This is a genomic window from Paenibacillus salivarius, assembly GCF_051307165.1.
Taxonomy (GTDB): domain Bacteria; phylum Bacillota; class Bacilli; order Paenibacillales; family Paenibacillaceae; genus Fontibacillus.
The window spans coordinates 3,069,140-3,093,495 of the sequence record NZ_CP195592.1 but is presented as its reverse complement, the minus strand read 5'-3'; the positions used below and the strand labels follow the sequence as shown (position 1 = coordinate 3,093,495).

22 protein-coding genes and 1 pseudogene are annotated in these 24,356 nt (G+C 46.4%); 22 read left to right on the top strand and 1 reads right to left on the bottom strand.

Translation table 11 applies throughout. The features are described 5' to 3' along the window. Window positions 1–15: 15 nt before the first annotated feature. Window positions 16–459 carry a spore coat protein gene (locus ACSFXJ_RS14020; protein ID WP_435925767.1) on the bottom strand — a complete coding sequence of 148 codons (444 nt, stop codon included), beginning with the start codon at window positions 457–459 and terminating at the stop codon, window positions 16–18. A 268-nt stretch (window positions 460–727) separates the two neighbouring features. Here ACSFXJ_RS14020 and ACSFXJ_RS14015 point away from each other — a divergent pair, with 268 nt between their 5' ends. The 22 genes and pseudogenes from ACSFXJ_RS14015 to ACSFXJ_RS13910 all read left to right on the top strand — a co-directional run bounded on the left by ACSFXJ_RS14015 (window position 728) and on the right by ACSFXJ_RS13910 (window position 24,332). Further along, complete coding sequence (locus tag ACSFXJ_RS14015) at window positions 728–2,557, top strand: assimilatory sulfite reductase (NADPH) flavoprotein subunit (protein ID WP_435925766.1); 1,830 nt, start codon at window positions 728–730, stop codon at window positions 2,555–2,557. A gap of 39 nt (window positions 2,558–2,596) precedes the next feature. Next, on the top strand, window positions 2,597–4,324 hold the full coding sequence (gene cysI, locus ACSFXJ_RS14010) for an assimilatory sulfite reductase (NADPH) hemoprotein subunit (RefSeq protein WP_435920969.1): 1,728 nt from the start codon (window positions 2,597–2,599) through the stop codon (window positions 4,322–4,324). Between the two features lie 114 nt (window positions 4,325–4,438). Then, the gene (locus ACSFXJ_RS14005; RefSeq protein WP_435920968.1) at window positions 4,439–5,179 is read left to right on the top strand and encodes an FHA domain-containing protein; all 741 of its coding nucleotides are present in this window, start codon (window positions 4,439–4,441) and stop codon (window positions 5,177–5,179) included. 56 nt (window positions 5,180–5,235) lie between these two features. Next, window positions 5,236–6,225 carry a glycerophosphodiester phosphodiesterase family protein gene (locus ACSFXJ_RS14000; protein WP_435920967.1) on the top strand — a complete coding sequence of 330 codons (990 nt, stop codon included), beginning with the start codon at window positions 5,236–5,238 and terminating at the stop codon, window positions 6,223–6,225. A 327-nt stretch (window positions 6,226–6,552) separates the two neighbouring features. Next, window positions 6,553–8,268 (top strand): proline--tRNA ligase, encoded by a 1,716-nt coding sequence (locus ACSFXJ_RS13995; protein ID WP_435920966.1) that lies wholly within the window; start codon window positions 6,553–6,555, stop codon window positions 8,266–8,268. A 135-nt stretch (window positions 8,269–8,403) separates the two neighbouring features. Then, window positions 8,404–8,664, top strand: coding sequence for an ATP-binding cassette domain-containing protein (locus ACSFXJ_RS13990; RefSeq protein WP_435920965.1), 261 nt, complete (start codon window positions 8,404–8,406; stop codon window positions 8,662–8,664). Between the two features lie 200 nt (window positions 8,665–8,864). Next, on the top strand, window positions 8,865–9,467 hold the full coding sequence (locus tag ACSFXJ_RS13985) for an RNA polymerase sigma factor (RefSeq protein ID WP_435920964.1): 603 nt from the start codon (window positions 8,865–8,867) through the stop codon (window positions 9,465–9,467). Next, window positions 9,400–10,173 (top strand): hypothetical protein, encoded by a 774-nt coding sequence (locus ACSFXJ_RS13980; RefSeq protein WP_435920963.1) that lies wholly within the window; start codon window positions 9,400–9,402, stop codon window positions 10,171–10,173. The genes ACSFXJ_RS13985 and ACSFXJ_RS13980 overlap by 68 nt, the downstream gene beginning before the upstream one ends. Window positions 10,174–10,220: 47 nt before the next feature. Then, window positions 10,221–11,102, top strand: coding sequence for an ABC transporter ATP-binding protein (locus ACSFXJ_RS13975; protein ID WP_435920962.1), 882 nt, complete (start codon window positions 10,221–10,223; stop codon window positions 11,100–11,102). Between the two features lie 20 nt (window positions 11,103–11,122). Then, window positions 11,123–12,358: an ABC transporter permease subunit gene (locus ACSFXJ_RS13970; protein ID WP_435920961.1), complete on the top strand. Its 1,236-nt coding sequence runs from the start codon at window positions 11,123–11,125 to the stop codon at window positions 12,356–12,358. A 38-nt stretch (window positions 12,359–12,396) separates the two neighbouring features. Continuing rightward, window positions 12,397–13,635 (top strand): ABC transporter permease subunit, encoded by a 1,239-nt coding sequence (locus ACSFXJ_RS13965; RefSeq protein WP_435920960.1) that lies wholly within the window; start codon window positions 12,397–12,399, stop codon window positions 13,633–13,635. Window positions 13,636–13,788: 153 nt separating this feature from the next. Further along, on the top strand, window positions 13,789–14,454 hold the full coding sequence (locus tag ACSFXJ_RS13960) for an ABC transporter ATP-binding protein (protein WP_435920958.1): 666 nt from the start codon (window positions 13,789–13,791) through the stop codon (window positions 14,452–14,454). Window positions 14,455–14,477: 23 nt separating this feature from the next. After that, the gene (locus ACSFXJ_RS13955; RefSeq protein ID WP_435920957.1) at window positions 14,478–16,832 is read left to right on the top strand and encodes an ABC transporter permease; all 2,355 of its coding nucleotides are present in this window, start codon (window positions 14,478–14,480) and stop codon (window positions 16,830–16,832) included. 105 nt (window positions 16,833–16,937) lie between these two features. Continuing rightward, the gene (locus ACSFXJ_RS13950; protein WP_435920956.1) at window positions 16,938–17,996 is read left to right on the top strand and encodes an ABC transporter ATP-binding protein; all 1,059 of its coding nucleotides are present in this window, start codon (window positions 16,938–16,940) and stop codon (window positions 17,994–17,996) included. After that, a complete protein-coding gene (locus ACSFXJ_RS13945) occupies window positions 17,989–18,792 on the top strand; it encodes an ABC transporter permease (RefSeq protein ID WP_435920955.1) in 804 nt (267 codons plus the stop codon). The genes ACSFXJ_RS13950 and ACSFXJ_RS13945 overlap by 8 nt, the downstream gene beginning before the upstream one ends. A 4-nt stretch (window positions 18,793–18,796) precedes the next feature. After that, window positions 18,797–19,585 (top strand): ABC transporter permease, encoded by a 789-nt coding sequence (locus tag ACSFXJ_RS13940; protein ID WP_435920954.1) that lies wholly within the window; start codon window positions 18,797–18,799, stop codon window positions 19,583–19,585. A 178-nt stretch (window positions 19,586–19,763) separates the two neighbouring features. Continuing rightward, entirely contained in the window at window positions 19,764–20,504 is a 741-nt protein-coding gene (locus ACSFXJ_RS13935) for an MBL fold metallo-hydrolase (RefSeq protein WP_435920953.1), read from the top strand. Between the two features lie 21 nt (window positions 20,505–20,525). Continuing rightward, the gene (locus ACSFXJ_RS13930; protein WP_435920952.1) at window positions 20,526–21,086 is read left to right on the top strand and encodes a GNAT family N-acetyltransferase; all 561 of its coding nucleotides are present in this window, start codon (window positions 20,526–20,528) and stop codon (window positions 21,084–21,086) included. A 209-nt stretch (window positions 21,087–21,295) separates the two neighbouring features. Then, window positions 21,296–22,240: pseudogene (locus ACSFXJ_RS13925) on the top strand (glycoside hydrolase family 43 protein); the annotation flags it as partial. 3 nt (window positions 22,241–22,243) lie between these two features. Continuing rightward, the gene (locus ACSFXJ_RS13920; RefSeq protein ID WP_435925765.1) at window positions 22,244–22,675 is read left to right on the top strand and encodes an RICIN domain-containing protein; all 432 of its coding nucleotides are present in this window, start codon (window positions 22,244–22,246) and stop codon (window positions 22,673–22,675) included. A 137-nt stretch (window positions 22,676–22,812) separates the two neighbouring features. Continuing rightward, window positions 22,813–23,232, top strand: coding sequence for a DUF6843 domain-containing protein (locus ACSFXJ_RS13915; protein ID WP_435920951.1), 420 nt, complete (start codon window positions 22,813–22,815; stop codon window positions 23,230–23,232). A gap of 641 nt (window positions 23,233–23,873) precedes the next feature. Then, window positions 23,874–24,332: a RidA family protein gene (locus ACSFXJ_RS13910; protein WP_435920950.1), complete on the top strand. Its 459-nt coding sequence runs from the start codon at window positions 23,874–23,876 to the stop codon at window positions 24,330–24,332. Window positions 24,333–24,356: the final 24 nt, after the last annotated feature.

The following is a 24,356-nucleotide window of genomic DNA, read 5'->3' as shown; positions in this document are numbered from 1 at the left end:
AAATATAAAAACAAATTACATCCTAAGCGCTTCATTCGCTATTTTAACGTCGTTCGCCAGCAGTTCGTTCAGATTATAAGCTGGATAGTAGCCGCGGGCATACATAAAATTGAAGACACGGGCATGAAAGCAAATCGCATCGTTAAGCTGCTTTTGGAAGGTGTCCCGCAGCAAGGGGGTTGCGGTCTCGGTAATGGCGATCGCATAGGTGCGGACGGTCGTTTTGGCGAACCCGAGCAGCCCGGCGGCTTCAAACGCCGTAAAATCGGGCATGCCACTGCGTTGGTGGGCATGCGGCGCCAAGGGATAAAATTTCAACAAGTCCCTCAAGTTGTTTTCCATGCTCCGAATGGCTTCCAAATAAAGTTCACATAATTCGGGGTCTTTGATCATGTGCAGCTTTTGTTTAAACAAGGCCAAATGCGTGGCTTGAAATGCGGTCAGTTCATGCAGTTCCATCGTTTCGTGCCAAGCTAAGTGGCGCGGAGCGCCGTAATTTCCGATCACAGTGTCACTCTCCAATTGATTGATTTTGATCCAGCATATGCATTCGCCCATTTGGAGGTGTAAGGCTTATTGCACCTATTTTGCCTTTATCAGCAAACCTAATAACTCCTATAAAATGATTCGAATTGACCATATTCGCCAGCTGTGTTAAGTTCAAGTAAGAATAATTCTGATCTTATTAGTAGGAATTGTATTTTGGACGTTACGTGAGGTGGATATGTTGGAATTTCAAGTGGTTAACAGCCCATTTACACAGGAACAGGTGGATTTGCTGAATCGGTTGATACCTTCGTTGACGGATAATCAACGGTTATGGTTGAGCGGATTTTTGGCGGCACAGCAAGGAGCGGCTGCAGTGACTGCGTCTCCCGTAGGCGCGGTTGGGCAAACCAACGCGGTGCCGGTTGCGGCCGTGTCGAAAGAAGTAACCGTATTGTTCGGTTCCCAAACGGGCAACAGTAACGGGTTGGCGAAGAAACTTACGAAAAAGCTGGAAGAGCAAGGCTTTCAGGTATCGCTGTCTTCCATGGGCGATTTTAAACCGAACAATCTGAAAAAAATCGAAAACCTTCTTGTTATCGTCAGTACGCAAGGAGAGGGAGAACCGCCGGATAATGCGATCCCGTTCTATGAGTTTCTTCATAGCAAGAGAGCGCCGAAGCTGGAAGGTCTGCGTTATTCCGTGCTTGCGCTTGGCGATACGTCTTACGAGTTTTTCTGCCAAACGGGCAAGGATTTCGACAAGCGTTTTGAGGAACTCGGCGGTACGCCAATCGTACCGCGGGTCGACTGTGATGTCGATTTCGCGGAGTCGGCTGCGGGTTGGATGGATCAAGTGGTTAACACATTGAATCAAGCTGTTCAAGGCGGCGTTACAGGCGCGGCTGCACCTATAACATCAACAAGCGGTTCCGAAGAATCGGAATTCTCGCGGAGCAATCCGTTCCGGGCCGAGGTGCTTGAGAACCTGAATCTGAACGGCAGAGGCTCGAAGCGGGAAACCCGTCATCTCGAAATCTCGCTGGAAGGCTCCAACTTGCAGTATGAGCCGGGCGATAGTCTGGGGATTTATCCCGAAAATCATCCGCAGCTCGTCGATGAGCTGATCGCAGCAGCGGGATGGCAGGCGGATGAGCAAGTGCCGGTAGGGAAGAACGGAGAAACCCGGAAGCTCCAGGATGCATTGCTTCGGCATTTTGAAATTACGGTGCTGACGAAACCGCTGCTTACCCAGGTGGCCGAATTGACCGGAAATGCCGGATTGCGGACGCTCCTTGAACCTGGTAAGGAAGCCGAGTTGAAGGCTTACATCCAGAATCATGATCTGCTGGATCTGGTCCAGGATTACGAATTGAAGGGCGTGCCGGCCAAGTCGTTCACGGCGCTTTTGCGGAAAATTCCGCCGCGCCTTTACTCGATCGCGAGCTCGCTGAAGGCGAATCCGGACGAGGTCCATGTCACCGTGCGGGCGGTGCGTTACGAAGCGAATGGACGGAACCGTTACGGCGTATGCTCGGTGCATTTGGCGGAACGCATCAAGACGGGAGATTCCTTGCCGGTGTTCATTCAGCACAACCCGAACTTCAAGCTCCCGGAAAATCCGGAAACGCCGATCATCATGATCGGGCCCGGAACCGGAGCTGCACCGTTCCGCGCCTTTTTGAGCGAGCGCGAAGAGACCGGAGCCAGCGGGAAAACATGGCTGTTCTACGGGGATCAGCATTTCACGACCGATTTCCTGTACCAGCTCGATTGGCAGCGGTGGTTGAAAGAAGGCGTCCTCACTAAAATGGATGTGGCCTTCTCCCGGGATACCGATCAAAAGGTTTATGTCCAACACCGGATGCTTGAGCACAGCCGTGAGCTTTATCAATGGCTGCAGGAAGGCGCGGCCGTCTATGTCTGCGGGGACGAGAAAAACATGGCTCATGACGTTCATGCGGCTCTCGCTTCGATCATCGAACGGGAGGGCGGATTCAGCCCGGAAGAAGCGGCGGAATATTTGAGCCGGATGCAGCAGCAAAAACGTTATCAGCGGGACGTGTACTAAAGCCGATTATCCCCGTTACCCGTGAAAGGAGAATGACCCATGTCAGAAAACAATTTGCTATCGCCGAACAGTGCACCGCACAGCGATGTGGAAGATATCAAGATCCGAAGCAATTATTTGCGCGGCAAGCTTGCCGAAGTGCTTGAAGACCGAATCACCGCTTCGATTCCCGAGGACGAAAACAGGCTGATGAAGTTTCACGGCAGCTATATGCAAGACGACCGCGATCTTCGCAACGAACGGAAAAAACAAAAGCTTGAGCCGGCTTATCAATTCATGCTGCGCGTCCGTGCACCGGGCGGCGTCGTAACGCCGAATCAATGGCTGATGATGGACCGTGTTGCCAGAGCGTACTCCAGCGGAACCATCCGTTTGACGACCCGTCAATCGGTGCAGCTGCATGGTATTTTGAAATGGAATATGAAAAAAACGATCCAGGAAGTACACGAGTCCATGCTGACCACGCTCGCGGCGTGCGGGGACGTAAACCGGAACGTCATGTGCAATCCCAATCCGGATCAATCGGAAATCCACGGAGCCGTGTATGATTGGGCATGCCGGCTGAGCGAGCATTTGGAGCCGCGGACGAAAGCGTATCATGAAATCTGGCTTGACGGGGAAAAGGTAGTAGACAGCCAGGATAATCAGGAAGAGCAGGAACCGATTTACGGGAAAGTGTATCTGCCGCGGAAGTTCAAAATCGGGCTCGCCGTACCGCCATCCAATGATATTGACGTATTTTCGCAGGATTTGGGGCTCATTGCGATCGTGGAGGATGGACAACTCAAAGGATTTAACGTCGCGGTCGGCGGCGGGATGGGTATGACGCACGGCGATGCGAAAACATATCCGCAGCTCGGTCAAGTTATCGGCTTCTGCACGCCGGAGCAAGTCATCGACGTAGCGGAGAAGACGGTTACGATCCAGCGGGATTACGGCGACCGTTCCGTTCGCAAACATGCACGATTTAAATATACGATCGATGACCGGGGAATCGATTGGTTCGTGGATGAGTTGACCCGTCGTCTGGGCTGGAAGCTGGAGGAAGCCAAGCCGTACTATTTCGAGCATCATGGAGATCGTTACGGTTGGGTTAAGGGAACCGGGGGCAAGTGGCATTACACGCTGTTTATCCAAAACGGACGGATCAAGGACGAAGACGATTATCCGCTGATGACCGGACTCCGTGAAATTGCACAGGTGCACACTGGAGATTTCCGTCTCACGGGGAATCAAAACCTGATCATTGCCAATGTGACGACCGCCAAAAAGAAAAAGATCGAAGAATTGATCGCCAAACATGGAATCAACGACGGTCTACGGTTCTCCGCCCTGCGGCGGAATTCGATGGCTTGCGTGGCTCTTCCGACCTGCGGTCTCGCGATGGCCGAGTCGGAGCGGTATATGCCGACGCTAATCGAAAAAATTGACCTGCTGCTTGAGGAAAACGGGCTTCTCAATGAAGAAATCGTCATTCGGATGACAGGCTGCCCTAACGGGTGCGCCAGACCGGCGCTGGCGGAACTGGCCTTTATCGGCAAGGCGCCGGGCAAGTATAACATGTATCTCGGCGGCGGATTTGCCGGGGAGCGACTGAACAAGCTGTACAAGGAAAACATCGGTGAGGCGGAAATTTTGGACGCGTTGCGCACGATTTTGGCCCACTATGCCAAGGAGCGCCGGGATGGCGAGCACTTCGGGGATTTCACGATCCGTGCGGGATATGTGAAGGAAGTCCGTTCCGGCCTGGATTTCCACGCTTCATAATGGAATAATATCTAACAGGAGCCTTTACCGCTATGCGGCTGGGGCTCCTTTTTTCGTTCAAGAAACTATCAGTCGCTTATGAGTGTTTTATCATTAAGCAGCGATTTTGTTAGAATGGAAGATAAGCTAAGATTATCGAAGACAGGGAGTCTGGAGGGAAGAAAGCTGGAAACGTACGCTTGTTTGTATATCATCCGGGGAGAACCCTACCGACCAGGGACATGCATCCAATTGAACCGGGCGGACATCGAGTTGGGGAGAATGTCGAAAGAGAGTAACCCGGATGTAGAATTCAGCAATATTTTCATTTCGCGAAAACATTTGAGCATCCGCCGAGAGGGAGAAAAAGCGGTGCTTTACGACCTGGGGAGCCGGCACGGCAGCGAAGTGAACGGAGTAAGAGTTATTCCGCACGCTCCTTACGTGCTTGAAACGAATGATCGGATCGAATTGGCCAGGGGAACTGCTGTATTGCATTTTACCTATACCTCAGGGGAGGAGACCCTTGAATTCGAATCGATCCGGGAAACCCCCGAAACGGTTTGCTTGGCAGCGGGCCATGTGGAGATTTTATGGGAGAAACGGGAGTGTCACGTCGATGGGCAGAAGATACTGATGTCCGAAAAAGAGTACCTGTTTCTAAAGCTGCTGCATCAAAATATCAACCGGCTCGTGACGATATCGGAGATCAAATCCCATGTATGGCATGACCGGATGCCGGGAGCGGACGGATTGCCGGATGTGACTGCCGATGAGATCAATGCGTTGATTTACCGGATCCGCAAAAAATACGGCCGGGAAACCTTTCAGATTACCGCTGTCCGCGGGAACGGCTATATCCTCGAGGACGATTGACTTCATTATGTCCATTTGCGGATGAGTCGGACCGTGTATTCCTGTTGGAGGACGGTATGAAAAAATTAAAACGACTTTTCAAGCGAAAGCGCTTCTGGATTTTGGCGGGAGTGCTCCTGTTTGTTTACTTGAACAATTCGTCGCTGTTTGTAAGCAATAGCGAGGAAGGACCAAAACTGTTGGCCCACCGGGGATTGGCCCAAACATTTCCGATGGAAGGCATCGAAAACGATACTTGTACGGCGGAGCGGATCTATGAGCCGGAACATCCTTATCTGGAAAATACGATTCCGTCCATGGAGGCGGCTTTTCAGGCGGGAGCGGATATGGTGGAATTTGATATTAAGCCGACAAAGGACGGACAATTTGCGGTGTTTCACGATTGGACGCTGGATTGCAGGACAGACGGCCATGGAACAACCAAGGACTATACGATGGCCGAGCTAAAACTGTTGGATATCGGATACGGATACACGGCTGACGGTGGCGTAACTTACCCTTTTCGCGGAAAAGGAATACATATGATGCCGTCGATGACCGAAGTACTGAAAGCATTTCCGGATAAATCGTTTTTGATACACATTAAAAGCAATGATGTCGAGGAAGGGAAACAGCTGGCTTCGTATTTTTCGGATATGCCTGAGGAACAGCTCGAACAATACACCGTATATGGCGGAGATGAACCGATTGCGGCTTTAAAAGAAATGTTGCCGGATATGAGGACGATGTCCAAAGCTTCGCTCAAGAAATGCCTGATTTCTTACGAAGCTTCCGGTTGGACCGGCTATATTCCGGCTGCTTGCAGGAATACGGAACTTCATATCCCCGAAAAAATCGCACCATGGATTTGGGGATGGCCGGATAAATTCTTGTCCAGAATGGACCGGGTCGGAACGCGCGTCATTGTTGTCGGGGGGGATGGGAGCGATTTTTCCAGCGGTTTTGATCGTGCGGAGGACATGAAGCGGCTCCCGAAGGATTTCGGCGGCTGGATTTGGACGAATCGGATCGACCGGATCGGAAATATGCTTGACGGTTCCGAATAAATCCTGTAATTTAAGCAATAAATGAAATCATGTTGCAAAAAGCCTTGACCAAGGCCCTGGCGTTCAACATTCGCGGCAGCAGAGAGGAAACCCGCCGGCTGAAAGGTTTCCCGAAGCGATCGAGCGCTGCTCCTACCTTGCGAGCTGCAAACGCAAGCATCTTTGTATATCTGCAAAGATGTTTCCGTTGCCGGCATTATGCCGTTATCATAAATGAGGACCGTGCTTTTAATCCGCGGTCAAAATAGGGTGGTACCACGACGCTTTCGTCCCTGACGAAGGTGTCTTTTTTTTTTTTTTGTTTGAAAAAAGAAAGGAGAAATAGATATGCGCCAAAGTCAATTATTGTTGAACACGCTTAGGGAATCGCCGGGAGATGCGGAGGCGATCAGTCATCAGCTGCTGCTCCGCGCCGGATTGATCCGCCAGCTTGCGGCGGGAATTTACACCTACTTGCCGCTTGGACGCAGGGTACTCCGCAAGGCGGAGCAAATCGTTCGTGAAGAGATGGACCGGGCGGGAGCCCAAGAATTGCTTATGCCGGCGATGCAACCGGCGGAGCTGTGGCAGGAATCGGGAAGGTTCGAGATTTACGGGCCGGAGCTAATCCGGCTGGCAGACCGCCACGGACGGCAATTTGCGCTGGGACCTACCCACGAAGAGGTCATTACGACGCTCGTGAAGCAGGAGATCAATTCGTACCGCAGGCTTCCGGTCACTCTGTATCAAATCCAAACAAAGTACCGTGATGAGCGGCGTCCGCGTTTCGGATTGTTGCGGGGGCGTGAATTTCTCATGAAAGACGCGTACTCCTTCGACACGGATTTGGAAAGTCTGGATCGTTCCTATTGGAACATGTACGACGTGTACCACAGGATTTTTGAGCGTTGCGGCTTGAATTTTCGTGCCGTGGAAGCGGATGCGGGAGCCATTGGCGGCGAAGGAGGGACTCACGAGTTCATGGCCTTGGCGGAGATCGGCGAAGATACGATTGCCGTTTGCGATTGCTGTAATTATGCCGCGAATTTGGAGAAGGCGGAGTCTCGGTCAAGCAAGGAAGGTAAAGTCGAACGGACGGAGAAAATTCCTGCCATGGAAAAATTCCATACGCCGGGGATCAAGACGATCGACCAATTGGTGGATTCTTTGGGGGTAACGCCTGAGTCTTTGATGAAGACAATCGTGTTCATGGCGGACGGAGAGCCGGTTGCCGTTGTTATCCGGGGAGACCAGGAAGTGAACGAGGTGAAGGTCAAAAACTACCTAGGCGCCGAAATGGTCGAGATTGCTGATGCGGATACCGTATTGTCCATGACAGATGTACAAGCGGGTTTTGTCGGACCTTATGGATTAAAAATTCGTGTTCTCTATGATCATACGGCTGCGGAAATGGAGCAAGGCATTACCGGAGCAAACGAAACGGATTATCATATCCGCCATATCGTACCGGGGCGGGATGTCGAGCTTGCCGATATCGGAGATTTCCGTACGGTGCAGGAAGGCGATAGTTGCCCTCGATGTGCGGAAGGACAATTGAAGTTCTATCGCGGCATCGAAGTGGGCCATGTGTTTAAGCTTGGAACCAAATACAGCGAAAAGTTGGGGGCAACATATCTTGACGACTCAGGCAAAGCACGGACGATGATTATGGGATGCTATGGCATCGGCGTGTCCCGCCTATTATCCGCGGTCATTGAGCAGCACCATGATGAACACGGAATTATATGGCCGACCGGGCTGGCTCCTTATCAAGTTCATGTAGTGCCGGTTGCGGTCAAGGACGAGACGCAAATGCGGCTGGCCGAGGAAATCTACGGCAAGCTTCAGTCTTTGGGCGTAGAGGTTCTGCTGGACGATCGGGACGAACGGGCCGGAGTCAAATTTAAGGACGCCGATCTGATCGGTCTTCCCGTAAGGATCGTCGTAGGCAAAGGTGCCGGGGAAGGCAAAGTCGAATTTGCGGTACGGAGCAACCCGGGAGCGAAGGAGACGGTTACGGTGGAGGAAGCGGTGGAGCGGATAGAAAAAATTTTAAATAAATAATGCAGCTAATTAGTTCAAAGATCATTCTCTTTTAATAAAGGATACCAAGCCCATTTTCTTTAACATCAAATAGCTTGGTATCCTTTTGATGTGAAAACAAATAATGGACTAGGTAATATAGATGGAATTAGTAATATGGAGCAAATTATTTTTGCGGCAAAATGTTCGGGTGCAGATGAGTTTATTGTTAATCTTCCTGATCAATATGAAACTAAACTCAAAAAAGAATGGTACGGCGGTGTTGATCTTTCTTTAGAGCAATGGCAAAAACTAGCGATTACGAGAGTTTTAATGAAACCAGCTGCTATTTTAATACTTGACGAACCAACGGCTTCTTTAGATGTGATAGCAGAACATAATGGTTACCCATCGTTTTGTGAATACAAGACATGTTGATCATATTATTGTTTTTGAATCCGGACAAATTAGGGAAATCGGCTCTCATACTAACCTTATGCAAGACAACAATAGATATGCTCAGTTGTATCGAATGCAGGCGAATTCTTATGAAACATAAAAAATTATATCTATAAATAAAAAAAGTTATTTTTTTTTGATTAATTACTGTTTTACATAATAGGGGAGGTGAAACATGGATGGATGAAGGTGAATGGATTTGTCGCATACAGAACGGAGAAACAGAATATTTGACTCCATTAATAGAGAAATATTATTCAAATATCCAAAAATACTGTTATTGGCGGATTGGTAATAAGGAAGAGTCAAAAGATTTGACTCAAGAAACTTTTTACCGTTTTTGTCGCAATATTAATAAGTACAGCAATATGGGAAAACTGCGTGGATATTTATTTACGATAGCTCGACATCTTTGTAATGATTATTTGCGTAAACCAAGGCCCCTGACCTGGATGGAAATTGAAGACGACGAAGAACGTTTATTAGTACAGCAGAATCTTTCCGTTGAGGACTTGGTTGAACGGGAGCAGTTGGTGAATGAATTTCTCAAGCTGTTACCTGAAGAACAGAGTGAGTTAATTTTCATGCGATATTGTTTGGATTTAACATATAAAGAAATTTCCAGAATAACAGGCATCCATGTATGTATCGTACAATACAGGATCAAGAGAGGGTTAATTGTTTTTAGAAAACATTGGGAGTGGGGTGAAACAGTTGAAAAAAAAGTCATTGCAAGCCGTGGTCCATATTCTAAAGAACTACCCTTCATTAACCGTGGATGAGCTTCATTTAGAGAATACAATAAACATGGCAGCAGCGGGAATTAGACGGGATCAAGAACAACAAAGAACTTCTTTTGGAGAATTTTATTTGGCTCAACTCCGTTTTATTCACTGGAAAATATGGTTGATTCATGTGCTGATTGTTCTAGGAACGGGACTGTTACTTCACCATTATATTCACGAACAAAAGGGAGCTATTCAACTCATTATGCTTGCCTCGATGGCAGCACCGTTATTGGTTATGGCGGGTATTCAGACTTTAACACGTTCTTTAACGCATCATACTTTAGAGATTGAGGTAAGTACTCGGTATTCTCTTGATAAATTGATCATTGTTAGACTGAGTATCATGGGAATTGTAGACTTAATGGGTTTGCTGTCTCTAGCCATTTTATCAAATGTATGGATTGAAATGGATTTAATAATTATGTTGCTCTATTTATTGGTACCCTTTAATATTACTTGTTTTGGTTGTTTGTGGTTGGTAAATCGTGTGCGAAATATGAATTGTAGATACTATTGTGTGACATACGCTTGTCTTATTACGGTAGTTCAATTCATTTGGATGCTGAATCCGCCCTCAATTAACCTGTATAACACAACATCAAGATGGATTTGGTTGCTCATATTATTAACCTCCTCAATTGGAATTGGTCTTGAAACAAACAGGATAAAGCTAACTTTTCGGAGTTTGGATACTCCATAAATAACGTGGTTATACAGGTCTTTTGAAAAATAGTAGGAGGAAGATTTATGGAATTAATCTTGAACCATGTCAGCAAACATTTTTCCGGAAAAAAAGCGGTACATAATCTTTCGGCTAGTCTAACTTGCGGAGTTTACGGACTGCTCGGAGCTAACGGAGCGGGAAAAACGACGCTAATGCGAATGATCTGCGGAGTTCTTAACCCTACTTCAGGTACGATTCTGATGAATGGACGGGACATAATTAGTTTGGGAGAACGATATAGGGATTTATTAGGGTATTTACCCCAAGATTTTGGCTATTATCCCGATTTCAGCGCCGAAGAATTTTTATGGTACATTGGTTCATTAAAGGGCCTCAGCTTGAACGCATCCAAGTTAAAGGCTCGGGAACTGTTGAATACCGTTGCCTTGGAGGAGGTTGCTAAGAAAAAAATACGCACTTTTTCGGGAGGAATGAAACAAAGATTAGGGATAGCCCAAGCGATGCTTAACGACCCTCAATTATTGGTGTTGGACGAACCGACGGCTGGCCTGGACCCTAAAGAAAGAGTGCGCTTTCGGAATCTAATCGCCGATTTAGCACGGGATAAAATAGTTATACTCTCAACTCACATTGTTTCGGACGTGGAATATATAGCCGATCAAATTCTCGTGATGAAACAAGGCGAGCTTTTAATGAGTGGCACTGTGGAAAACTTGACGAGTACTATAGAAAACTGGGTTTGGAATTGCCGAGTATCTTCTTCTAAAGCAGAGGAAGTTATTGCCAACTTCTGTGTTAGTAACTTACGACATGATGGCGATCTAGTGGAACTACGCGTCGTATCTCATGAAAAACCAGTAGCTCACGCAGAAATGGTTTCGCCTACTCTTGAAGATTTCTACTTATATCATTTTCAAGATGAATCGCCTACTTTGGTTAAATAATATAGATAGGGGGGAAGGTCTTGGATGTACTAACTCGTTTTGAATTAAGAAAAATCATTAGAAAAAAAACATTTTTGTTCGGTGTTTTAATTTTACTGGGAGCAGCCGTATTCCTATCCATGATATTGATCTCAAACGAACGTATAACCGGTAAGGACGGTAAATTCTTGCACGGCATATCTGCAATTCAACTTCAAAAGGAATATAATAGACAGCTATCCGGTTCGCTAACCGTTGACAAAATTGTCGATGCCGTTAAATGGCAGCATTCAATAAAACATGACCCGAATAACCTTGATGGAAAAGGCGAAATCACGATTGAAGCTAACGCAAAAAATTTAGTGAAGTACGAGCAAATATATACCTTAGTTAGCTCAGCTTTCTCGCCAGTGGGGGACTACGACTTCTATGTTATTGATAATATGGAACCAAGTGAAGCAAAAGTGTTTTATCAGAAACGGTTAGAAAAAGTGAACGATTACTTACAACAAGACGACTCTTTTAATTACTCGGAAGAAGAAAAAGATTTTTTTATTAAAATGAACGAAAAGATTTCCGTTCCATTTAAAATTGCGCATGTGAATGGTTGGGAAAACGTTTTCGAAAACCTGCAGAGTTTATTTTTGATCATAGCTTTCGTCCTCTCTATTTGTCTTGCTCCTGTTTTTGCAGGGGAGTATCAAAGCGGAGCTGATTCTATTATTTTATCCTCTCGCTATGGGCGAAATAAATTAATAATTGCAAAACTAACAGCAGCCCTTATTATTACTTTGCTTTTCTATGCAATTGCGGTTCTTACATATACTCTCCTTCTATTAGCGATTTGCGGTTTTGATGGCGGAAATGCCAGTATACAAATCATTGAGCTTCTAGCCCCCGTTCCTTATTCCGTATTTCAAACCTATTTATGGACGGTGTTCATTGGCGGCATGGCTTGTCTTCTCATGAGTGTTATCACTTTATGGCTATCAAGCCGTTTAAGAGGACCATTTCAGGTAATAATCGCGAGTGGAATTATTCTTGTCGGTCCTTTGCTAATTCCAATTCAACAAAATAGCCGGATTCTCCATAACCTGTTGGGTTTATTCCCGGGTTACATGTTTGATGTATACAATAAAATAACTCAATATGAAGCCATTCGTATTTTCGGTCATTTTTTTCTTGAATATAAATTTATGATCATTTCTTCGATTTTTATGATCACATTAATGCTACCTGATTTGTATCGAGTATTTCGAAAACATCAAGTTATTTAACAAGTAGCTCTTTTTAAATAAATGGGGGGGAACGATGCATGGATGCGTTGACCCGTTTTGAGATAAGAAAGATTATTAGAAGAAAAACTTTTATAATGGGGGCAGGAGCTTTAGTTGCTGTAATCTTATTCCTAATATTTATGACAGTAAATGGGGCGTGGATCTTAGACCAAGATGGTAAGGATCTTAGTGGTCTTGACGCAATAAAGTTACGCAAAGAGTATGACAGCCGGCTTGCTGGGCCTCTTACTGTAGAAAAATTAGAAGATGCAATTGAAAGATATCAAATCGTGATAAACGATCCCCGTAATACGGACGATTCTGGAGAATTAACTACTGAATCATATGCCAAGTATGAAGTGAAGGACGAACAGATTTTCACTTTGATCCGCTATGCCTTTTCTTCTCTTAGCGGATATGACCATAATATTCTTGCTCAATTGAGGCCAAGTGACATGGATGGCTTTTACCAAAAACGGCTGGAGAAAGTTATCGGATATTTAAATTTTGACTATTCTTATGGTAATTATTCGGCGGATGAAATTTCCTTTTTCACCAAGCTGAACGCTAAAATCCCCGTCCCTCTTCAAATGGATTATATTAGAGGATGGCAGGAAATTTTCAAGTATTTACAAAGCGTATTTTTGATCATTTCTCTGGTCATCGCGATTTGCTTGGCTCCAGTGTTTTCAGGCGAATATCAGAGCGGGGCAGTTTCAATTATCTTATCTTCTCGTTATGGTCGAAATAAGGTGATTTTCGCTAAATTTAAAGCAAGCCTTTTTGTAGCAACAAGTATACTGTTCTTTGCTTTGTTACTCTATACACTTACGTTCTTAGCTTTTTATGGTTTTAAGGGAGGAAGCGCCAGCGTTCAGTTGATTGATCTTTTGGCTCCGGTACCTTACACGATATTAGAAACCTACTTGTGGACTTTATTTATCGGAAGTTTGGCTTGCATGGTTGTAGGGGCTGTAACGCTATGGCTTTCTAGCCTATTTAAACATCCCTTTAATGTAATGGTCGCTATAGGTATTTTTTTATTCGGACCATTATTTATTCCAGCCAGCAAGAGCAGCCGACTTTTTAATCAAGTTTTAGGGATGTTTCCGGGAAATATGGTAGATAGCTTCAAAAAGATAACCGGATACGAATTATTCTACCTATGTGGTCAAATGATTCCGTTATATAAAGTTATGGCAGGAACTGCAGTACTTATAACAGCAATATTGATACCATGCTCATATCGAATATTCAAAAAGCATCAGGTTATATGAATGAATCCATGAAGCGTATTTGACAAGTTTATGGAGGTAAAGAAGTATCATAGACAAATATAATGAAACAAAGTACAAAGGTTTTAAACTACTATGATTTGGGAAACGAGTAGTTTAAAACCTTTTATTTTAGTTCGGAAAGGGAGTTTTCAAGTGGAGATCCTCGAGGTGGAAAATTTAAAAAAGTACTACGGAACAGGGCCGAATGTCACTAAAGCTTTGGACGGCGTGGATCTAACAGTGAAGAGCGGAGAATTTCTCGCGATTGAGGGGACCTCCGGCAGCGGGAAATCGACCCTATTGAACTTGATCGGGGGGCTGGATAATCCGACAGAAGGAAGAGTCGTTTTAAATGGATGCGATTTTTCTAGTCTTGACGATGATCAGCTCACCCTGTTTAGAAGAACGAATATCGGTTTTATTTTTCAAAATTATAACTTAATCCCCTCTTTAAATGTTTATGAAAACATCATTCTTCCGGTTGAGCTGAATCATCAGAAAATGGACGAAGAGTATTTAAAAAAAATTCTGGAGATGCTTGATCTCACCGACCAGCAAACGAAATTAACGAATCAATTGTCCGGGGGGCAGCAGCAAAGAGTAGCGATTGCGAGAGCCTTGATCACCAAACCGGCTATAATCTTAGCGGATGAGCCCACCGGTAACCTGGACAGTAAATCAAGTGCCCGTGTTTTGGAGCTTTTACGATTGAGCAACAGGAGGTTTCGACAAACTCTCGTCATGATTACGCATAATTCGGAAATCGCGGGAATGGCTGATCGTAGCGTGAAAATCGAGGATGGGATAATCATCGCATAGATCTGATTCTAGGAGGTGTGTACATGTTGAAACGGGAGAAACCGGTCATTAAAAAGATAGCTGCAGCAAATTTAAGGGCAGAAAAAGCGAAGAACTACTTTGCCGGCACTATTATCGCTTTATCGGCCTTTTTGTTAACGATCGTGCTCACCTTCGGCTATAATTCGTTTGAGAATCTAAAGAATGAGTCCGATTTTCAAGCGCTATTTTATAATGTCAGCGATGACCATATTCGCAGACTGGACGCAACGGAGGAGATTCAGAAATTCGGACTTTACCGGGAAGTGGGGAGAGAGAAAAAAGGAGATAAGGTTCTATCCATTTTATACTCGGACGAAGCCATGATGGATTTGTCTCACGCCGCCATTATCGAAGGGGAATTCCCAGCGTTGCAAAATGAGATCGCTATCGAAAAAGACTATATATCCGGCGATCGGCATACTCCAGGGATCGGCATCGGTGATCGAATCGTCGTAGAGTTCAGGAATAGCGCCAGCAAAGAAATTCAGACCAACGAATTCGTGATATCGGGTATTTTGCGGACGACCGCATCCGGGGAACCGAATCGAACCGGATTTAATGCATTGGTCTCGAAAGCGTTCATGGATACCGATCCGTACCTTTCCAAAGTGAACCCTTCCGCAGCGATTCATATCCAAAACGCCGGCGGGTATTCGAACACGGCCTTGAAATTGAAAATTACCGAAATTGGAAAAGGAATCGGCGTTTCCGAAAAGGATATTCAAATCAATCATGTCAATGTAGATTCAAATAATTTATCGGGGAACTCCCTTTTAACGATCTTCTGCATTGTATTGGTCGAATTATCGGCTTGTTGGCTGGTTATTTACAATATTTTTTATATCTCCATTACGAAGCGGATCAAACATTATGGCCAACTAAGGGCATTAGGAGCGACAAAAAAGCAAATCAAAATGCTGGTGCTTTATGAAGGTAGGCATCTTTCAAAAAAATTTGTGCCCATAGGAATCGTCTTGGGATGTTTGGCGAGTTGGCTTTTGAATCCGTCCCTTTGGGCCATGTTCCCCAGCCTGATTCTCGCTTCGATATCAGGTTTGTTTACGGTTCTCACCGTTCGGGTTTCGTTAAATGCGCCGGCCAAATTTGCAGCCAAAATATCACCGGTTGAGGCATTCAGATACGTTGGGGTAGAAGTCGACGGCAAGAAGGGCAGAAAAAGCCTGAAAAGGTTGACCCCGATCACCTTGGCGGCCTTGAATATGGCAAGAAGCAGGAAGAAGACCGTTTTGACGATATCTTCGCTGGTTTTTAGCGGCATTCTTTTCATTACATTTGCGACATTAATGAATTCGGCAGACGCGGTTTCCAGGGCCAAGCAGCGCTTCCCGGGCAATGGCGATTTCATGGTTCAAATCAGCAATGATTTGCTCTCCGAAACGGTGACTCTTAGCGAACTTCAAAGTGAAAACCAATTATCCGAAGCTTTTAAAACGAGCATTTTATCGATTCCCGGGGTGGAGAATGTCATTGAGCATCAATATGTGGAAGCCACCGTGAAAGGAACAAGGGAGACGTTGGAACCCGTGGTCTTCGGGATTGAAAATGTTCCGGATGCAATGAGTGTGCCGAACGAATCAGGCATCATCTTGAACAGCGCCAGCAGTGCGTTTGATTTTTATAATGTTCATTATGAAGTCGGCGATTCTATTACCCTCCTCCTTGGCAATGAGCAGAAAAAGGTGGAGCATGAATTTGAGATCATCGGCGATATTCCGGACAAAGACAACGGAACTCCGTTTTATTTGCCATCCAAAGTGTTGCAATCCGTAGCTCCCTTTAATCCGAATGAAAGCTACGAAGTGGTTCTCGCGGAAAATGCGGATGAACGGCTGGTGAAAAGCGGGCTGCAGCAGCTGATGTTGCAGGAGGATACCCTGGAATTAAGTTCATTTTCTGAGACGGTAATGACATATCGTAATGCTTTTAAGACAGTCTCTATGGCGGCGAATAGTTTTATGATTTTCATTGCTCTTTTCAGTGTCGTGAATTTGATAAATACGTTTACGGCCACGTTGGCTTCGAGAAAAATCGAACTCGGCATGATGCAAGCCGTAGGCATGAATCGCAAACAATTAACCGTAATGTTGGGTTATGAAGCCGGATTGGTGATGTTCGTAAGCTTTGCGGTCTCCCTGCTCATAGGGAACGTCTTGGGGTATTGGTTAAGCGGTTCTTTAGGAAATATGGGAGGTCTTTCATACATTCAATATCAATTTCCTTGGAGCGCAATTCTCCTCTATGTCCTGGTCATGGTATTGATTCAGATCGGAATGATGAGTTACGTGACAATTTCATCGTTAAAACATACCGTTGTGGAGAGATTAAGAATGATTTAACGAACGGGCCGGGTTCCCGGGGGTGGCGCTTTTCGGTTAGCTGCTATATAATCTTTAAGCGATTGCTTGCACAGCATGGAAAACGAAATAGCGAGGTAACCGAACATGAATGCGATAGAAGTGAAGGATTTGCGCAAGACATTCAAGGTCCAGAAGAATCGCGAAGGTTTGAAAGGCGCGTTCCTGGATTTGTTTAAACGGGAATATAATGAGGTCGCCGCGGTAAAAGATATTTCGTTCACGATTCCGCAGGGCGAAATCTGCGGTTATATCGGGGAGAACGGGGCAGGCAAGTCAACCACGATCAAAATGCTGACCGGGATCCTGGTGCCGACCTCTGGGCATTTGTCGGTAGGCGGATTTGTTCCTCATGAAGAGCGGGAAAAATTCGTACAGCATATCGGCGTGGTGTTCGGTCAGCGGAGCCAGCTTTGGTGGGACATCGGGGTGATCGAGTCGTTTCAGCTGCTCCGTAAAGTGTACAAGGTGTCCGAGCAGGATTATAAACGCCGATTGGATGAATTGGTGGAACGGCTGCAGCTGCAGGATCTGTTAAACCGCCCTGTGCGGAAGCTTAGTCTCGGCCAGCGGATGCGCTGCGAGCTGGTGGCGGCGCTGCTTCATAACCCGTCCATCGTGTTTCTCGACGAGCCGACGATCGGCCTGGACATTGTCGTCAAATCGGAGATCCGCGAATTCCTGAAAGACATGAACCGGGATCACGGGACGACGATCCTGCTGACGACGCATGATCTTCAGGACATCGAGGCGCTTTGTTCGCGGGTCATCATGCTGGATGACGGCCGGATCATTTACGACGGCGGATTGGAAGAACTTAAAAACCGTTGGGGCACCGGACGCGAGGTGCAGTTCCAATTCGGGACGAGCACGAAGCTGGCGCAGCTTCAGACCTGGACGGATGGGCTGCCGGTCGAATGGTCGGCGGAAAACGACCTCGGCGCGAAGGTATGGATTCCGCTCGAGATCAATGTCTCGGATGTACTTAGCCAAGTCGTAGGCAAAGCGGACATTACGGATATCAAAATCATCGAAACGAACACGGACGACATCGTGCGGAGCATCTATCAATCCGGTTCGGCGGAGAAGAAGGCGGATGCGGGCGAAGCCCGGACCGAAGAAGAAGGGGCTTTGTCGCATGTTTAACGGGACGGGCGCTTATGTGGATTTCATAAGGATTCGGTTTCTGACGATGCTGGCGTACCGCGTGAACTACTATACCGGTATTTTGATCTATACGCTCAATATCGGGGTGTACTATTTTACCTGGAAAGCGATCTATGGAGGCGGCGGGGAACTCGGCGGGTTTACCGCTTCGCAAATGACGACATATCTGGCCGTCTCTTGGATGGCACGCGCCTTTTATTTTAACAACCTGGACAGGGAAATTTCGACGGATATTCGCGACGGCAGCATCGCGATTCAGTTTATTCGGCCTTATAACTACATTATGGTCAAAATGATGCAAGGTTTCGGAGAAGGGTTGTTCCGCTTCATGCTGTTCATGATTCCGGGGATGGCGATCGCCATGCTGTTCTTTCCGGTGAAGCTGCCGACCTCACCCGAAGCTTGGGCAGGTTTTCTGGTGATGCTGTTCTTCAGTTTCCTGATCAACTCGCAGTTGAACGTCATTACCGGATTGATGGCTTTTTTCGTGGAAAATAACGAAGGGTTCATGCGCATGAAGCGCGTCGTCGTCGATTTATGTTCAGGACTTATCATCCCGATCAGCTTGTTCCCCGGTTGGCTTAAAGGTATCTTGGAGTGGCTGCCGTTCCAAGCGATTACGTACTTGCCGGGCTCCGTGTTTACGGGACGGATTCAGGGCACAGGCATCTGGGAGGTACTGGGGATTCAGGTTCTCTGGTTCGTCATCCTGCTGATTCCGATGGTGTGGCTGTACCGCCAGTCGCGGAAGCGCCTGTTCGTGCAGGGAGGTTGATCTGATGAAATATTACTTGGGCCTGATCGGCGAATATTTGAAAAACTACTTTAAAACCCGGATGACCTACCGGGCCGATTTTTGGGTGGAAGTCATTTCGGATTTGCTGTTTCAAGCAACGAATCTGATATTTATTTTCGTGGTGTTTATGCATACGGAAAGTCTTGGAGGATGGAGCCAGAGCGAAGTCGTGTTCGTGTACGGATTTTTCATGGTGCCGTTCGGGGTATTCAGCTGCTTCATCAACCTGTGGGCATTTAGCGAACGCTATATCGTCAAGGGCGAAATGGACCGGATCATGACCCGGCCGGCGCATAATCTGTTCCAGATCTTTTTGGAAAATGTCGATCCTCCGGCGCTCGTCGGTTCATTCATCGGAATCGTGATTATGGCGATCAGTGGGTCTCAGCTGGGCTTGACGTTCGAATGGTGGACGATCCCGGCTTTGATTGTCTTGACGCTCAGCGCAGTGGCGATCTATACGGGGATTTATACCGCGCTTACGTCGCTTTCTTTCTACTCGGATGCGCCGACCGGCATTTTGCCGTTGATGTACAACGTGCAGGGGTATGGCCGTTATCCCGTTACCATTTACAACCGCGCCATTCAGGTGCTGCTCACCTGGATTTTGCCGTTCGCCTTCGTCGGCGTTTATCCGGCAGCACTGTTCCTCGACCGAGAGGAAATGAAACATATGGCGTTACTCACTCCGCTTGTCGGCGTCGTCTTTTTCGCGATCGGCCTCATCGCTTGGAATTATGGGGTGAAACGGTACCGCGGCGCGGGGTCGTAATCTGAGCTGAATATATCTTTATTTGACAAACCCAAGAATGATAGTTTCATTCTTGGGTTTTTTGAGTAATTAGGCTGGATATATTTACATCTGTTGGTATAATCGGCTTATGGTATTTCAATAGCGGGAGAAACATGCAATAAAGAATCGACTACATAGAAGAAGGAATGACTGGAATATGGCACAATTTCATTTGCTTGAGCTACAATTTGAACAAAGCGGCCAGCCGCAGAAAATTTATCCGATGATCATCCAGGACGGAAGCGAAAGGATCCTTGTCGATTGCGGATATCCCGGCTTTATGCCGCTGTTGGAGGAAGCTTCCCGCCGTGACAGGATCGATTTGTATTCAATCACCAAGCTGTTGCTGACCCATCATGATATTGATCACGTCGGCACGGCCGCGGCTTTAAAGAAGCAGATTCCGAATCTCGAAATCTATGCCTCCCTACTTGAAACGCCTTATATCGACGGGGCCCGTAAGGCATTGCGGATCGAACAGGCCGAGGCGACGCTGCACGAACTTTCCTTAGAGGAAAGAAAGGGTGCGGAGCAATTTATCGGGTATCTCCAAACGGTTGAGCCGGTCGAAGTGGACCGGGTTTTACAAAGCGGTGAGCTTGTCGACGTGTGCGGGGGATTCAAGATTATATCTACGCCGGGGCATACCCCGGGACATATTTCTTTGTATTTCCCGAATGACCAAACCTTGATCGCCGGTGACGCGGTAGTCATCGAGGACGGTAAACTCAATATCGCCAATCCGGAATACGCCTGGGATTTGAACGAAGCGGTTCGCTCGGTAGAACGGCTGCAAAACTATGAGATATCCAGGTTGTTTTGCTACCATGGTGGGCTTTTTCAAGGGGATGTTCGCAACGCAATCATTGAACTGCTTCAACGTTATCGGAAAAATTGAAGATGGGAAGGGCTAGCAGGCATGGGAGTTGAACGTTTGTTTGAGGAGTTGCCGGTATTTGAAACCGATCGTTTAATCTTAAGAAGGTTATCGTATGACGATGCGCAGGATTATTTTGAACTGGCTTCCGATCCGATCGTAACGGCCAGAACGACTTGGGAAAGACATCGCGATATGAAGGACACGTTGGATTTTTTGCATAGAAAACAAGGGCAGTTTTTGAAGCGTGAAGAATACCACTGGGGGATTGTCCTCAAATCGACCGGGAAGCTGATCGGTAGGACCGGTTTTATTCGTATCGATCCGGAACATGAAAAGGCCGAACTCGGTTACGTTCTATCCCGTCATTTCTGGAATCAAGGCGTCATTACAGAAGCTTCCGGACAGATCGTTTCATATGGATTTCGCGAGCTTGGGATGAACCGGATCGAAGCGAGATGCAATGCGGACAATGTCGGCTCCTATCGCGTGATGGAAAAGCTGGGCATGAAAAATGAAGGTCTGCTAAGAAAACAATTGAAGATCAAAGGGGTTTTCCTGGATCAACGGATGTACGCCATATTGAGGGAAGAATTTATATAGAGAGAGTTGTTAGGAAGGAAGGGTGCGCCGGGGACGGAAGGCATGCCTTCCTTTTTCTGATTATTAAATCATAACCATTTTTTGTTTTGTATTTCACTAAAATAAAATTAAAAATTTTAAATTAAATTTGGTGAATGTATTGTAAGTGTTATAATCGGCATGGTAATATATGTAAGGGCTTTCATAATGGTATGAAGGAGGCTGGAAATATGCGAAAAACTTTGCTTGCAAGATTTTTTGGATCTCTGGCTTTATCCATGGCTTTCATGTTCAGCATGATGAGTGACGCTTCAGCCGGGTTTTGGGAGACGACCGGAGACAATGTCGTTCATGACCCGACGATCATCAAGGTAGGCGATTCCTGGCACGTCTTTTCCACCGGGGAAGGGATTCAGCATTTAACATCAACGGACGGACTCGCTTGGACAAGAGTATCGAAAGTTTTTTCGACTCCCCTTTCCTGGTGGAGCCAGTTTGTCCCGAATCAGTCTTACAACGATGTTTGGGCACCGGATATCGAATATTATAACGGCAAGTATTATCTGTTTTACTCCATATCGAGTTTCGGCTCCAGGGAATCGGCGATCGGCTTGGCAACTTCGACGAACATCAACGGACCGTGGTCGGATCAAGGGATGGTTACCCGAACGACGAGTTCCGACAATTACAACGCAATTGATCCGCAGCTGTTTATTGATCCCTCCGGTATGCCCTGGCTCACTTATGGTTCGTTTTGGAGCGGTATCAAATTGACGAGATTAAATGAGGATACGTTGAAACCGACAGGAACTCTTTATTCGATCGCAACGCGTCCCGCCGGCGTCGAGGCACCTACGCTCACTTACCGTAACGGCTACTATTATTTGTTTGCTTCGATCGACAGCTGTTGCAACGGGGTCAATAGCACATATAAAATGGTTGTCGGACGTTCCCAAAACATAACCGGCCCTTATTTGGACAAAAACGGCGTAAGCATGTTAAACGGGGGCGGTACGATTATCGATGCGGGCAATACGAGATGGAAAGGTCCGGGCCATCAGGATGTCTATGAAAACAATATCGTCATCCGGCATGCTTATGATGCAACGGCCAACGGGACGCCTAAGCTGTTGATCAATGACCTTTATTGGGATAGCGCCGGCTGGCCTACTTACGAATTGACGCCCGGCAAGTACCGGTTGATCAATCGTCATAGCGGCAAAGCGCTGGAAGTCTACAATTTCGGGAATGCGGACGGAGACGATGTCGTTCAGTGGGCGGATTGGAACGGCACGTATCAGCAGTGGAGCCTGGTGGATTCCGGCGGAGGTTATTTCCGATTGATTAATGTAGGAAGCGGAAAAGCACTCGATGTACTTAACTTTAGTACGGACAACGGGGGAAATGTCATACAGTGGACGGATTTGAACGGGACGAATCAGCAGTGGCGCTTTGTCGACAATAATAACGGATCATATGATGTCGTGAACCGGAACAGCGGATTGCTGCTGGAAGTGTCCAACGGATCGACAGCGGACGGTGCGGACGTCATTCAATGGTCTGACAATGACGGGGCGCATCAACAATGGAAACTCGTTCAAGTTCCGTAAGCAATCTCAGCATCCATAAAGGAGCCCTAAAGGGGCTCCCTTGCTATTTCAAATTTAAAACTCCAAGTGTATAATTGTGGAAGAATCTCTACCTTTCTTCTAATAAAAACCAACCCTATTGTTCGAGGAGTTTTAATATGAAACAGCTGCTTTTGATTTTGTCGATCATGATCCTAATGATCGGCTGTACTTCAAAGTATAATAGAGGGACGTATGACTTGTACTTGATCCCTGAAAATTACGAAGGAATCATCAGAGTCACATACAATATCAAGGATGCCCCGCCACTCTTAAGGGAAGGGGAATATGACGTTATTCCCGTGGATGGAAATGGAAAGTATCAAACCTCCAATCCCATGTTTGACTATGGTTCAGTCATCGACCAATACTATTATGTTGATGATCAGGGGAATCGAACGGAGATCGATCCATTATGCGTAAACATTAGAGGAACCGGGGGCAGTCAGATCGGAAGCGAAGAAACGCACCACACGGAAATTGAAGTGACCCGCACGGCATGTGGTGAAGATTTTAGGCTCTATGGTTCAAAGCGGTGAGCTCATTTTTTCCGTTTGATTACCCCAACATCCAATGATACTATAAGAACGAATATTCGCGTGGGGTGGTGTGTGCATGTCAGAACAGAAACTCAACCAGATCGAGAGTATGGGAATTGGGCAACCTGAAGCTGAAGATGATCAAGAAGTGAATTTATAAGGGGAACCCGTGAGGTTCCCTTTACTATTTTAAAATTAAAACTCCAAGTGTATAATTGTGGAAGAAACTCTGACTTCAATATGAACCAGCCTATGATTCGAGTGATCTATGGCTGTTTTTTTTAGAATAGGGGGAGCGTTTTGAAAAAAGAAATCCGTTGGATTTTCGAATCTGTTTGTGTGTCCGTGCTTTTCATTCTAGCAATCTATTTATACTTCATGATCATGGGGATGTATATGACTGCAAATTATGTTCCTGACGTCGTCTCTCAATATGAGGCGAAGGAACCATTATCCAGCAGTGCGAGGTTAGGCTGGATCAAACCATTTCAATGGTTCGAGTTTGCTTTGGCCTTTGTTTTTATCGGATTGGTCTATTATTCTGGGAGGTTGGCCGTATACAAATTTAGAAGTAAATTCAAGAGTTCTCATTGAAAAGTAAATTGATCGAAAAACAATTCATCGTAAGAGGAGGATATAGGATGTCTGATCAAGTGGTAGAAAGCAAGCTCGCTTCCCTGGGTATCTCGCTTCCAAAGGCGAGTGAACCGGCGGCAAAGTATGCGAACTTTTGCATTGTTAACGGGTTGATGTTCGTTTCAGGTAAAGGTCCCTCGGGCAATCCGAAGGGAAAGCTCGGAAGTGATTTTACGACCGATGAAGGATATAAATTTGCCCGCAACACGGGGATCGAAATTCTTGCGGTCTTGAAAGAGGCTTTGGGGACGCTCGACAAAGTGAAAAGAGTCGTCAAAATCCAAGGCTTCGTAAACGCGGAGCCTGAATTTGAAGAACATCATAAAGTGCTTAACGGGTGTTCGGACCTGCTGATTGAGGCGTTCGGGGATAAGGGACTGCACGCGAGATCCGTTTTTGGAGCGGTGTCCGTACGAAATAACTTGCCGATCATAATTGATTCCATTTTTGAAGTTGAAGATTAGGTAAATCATGATTTGAATGGAGGG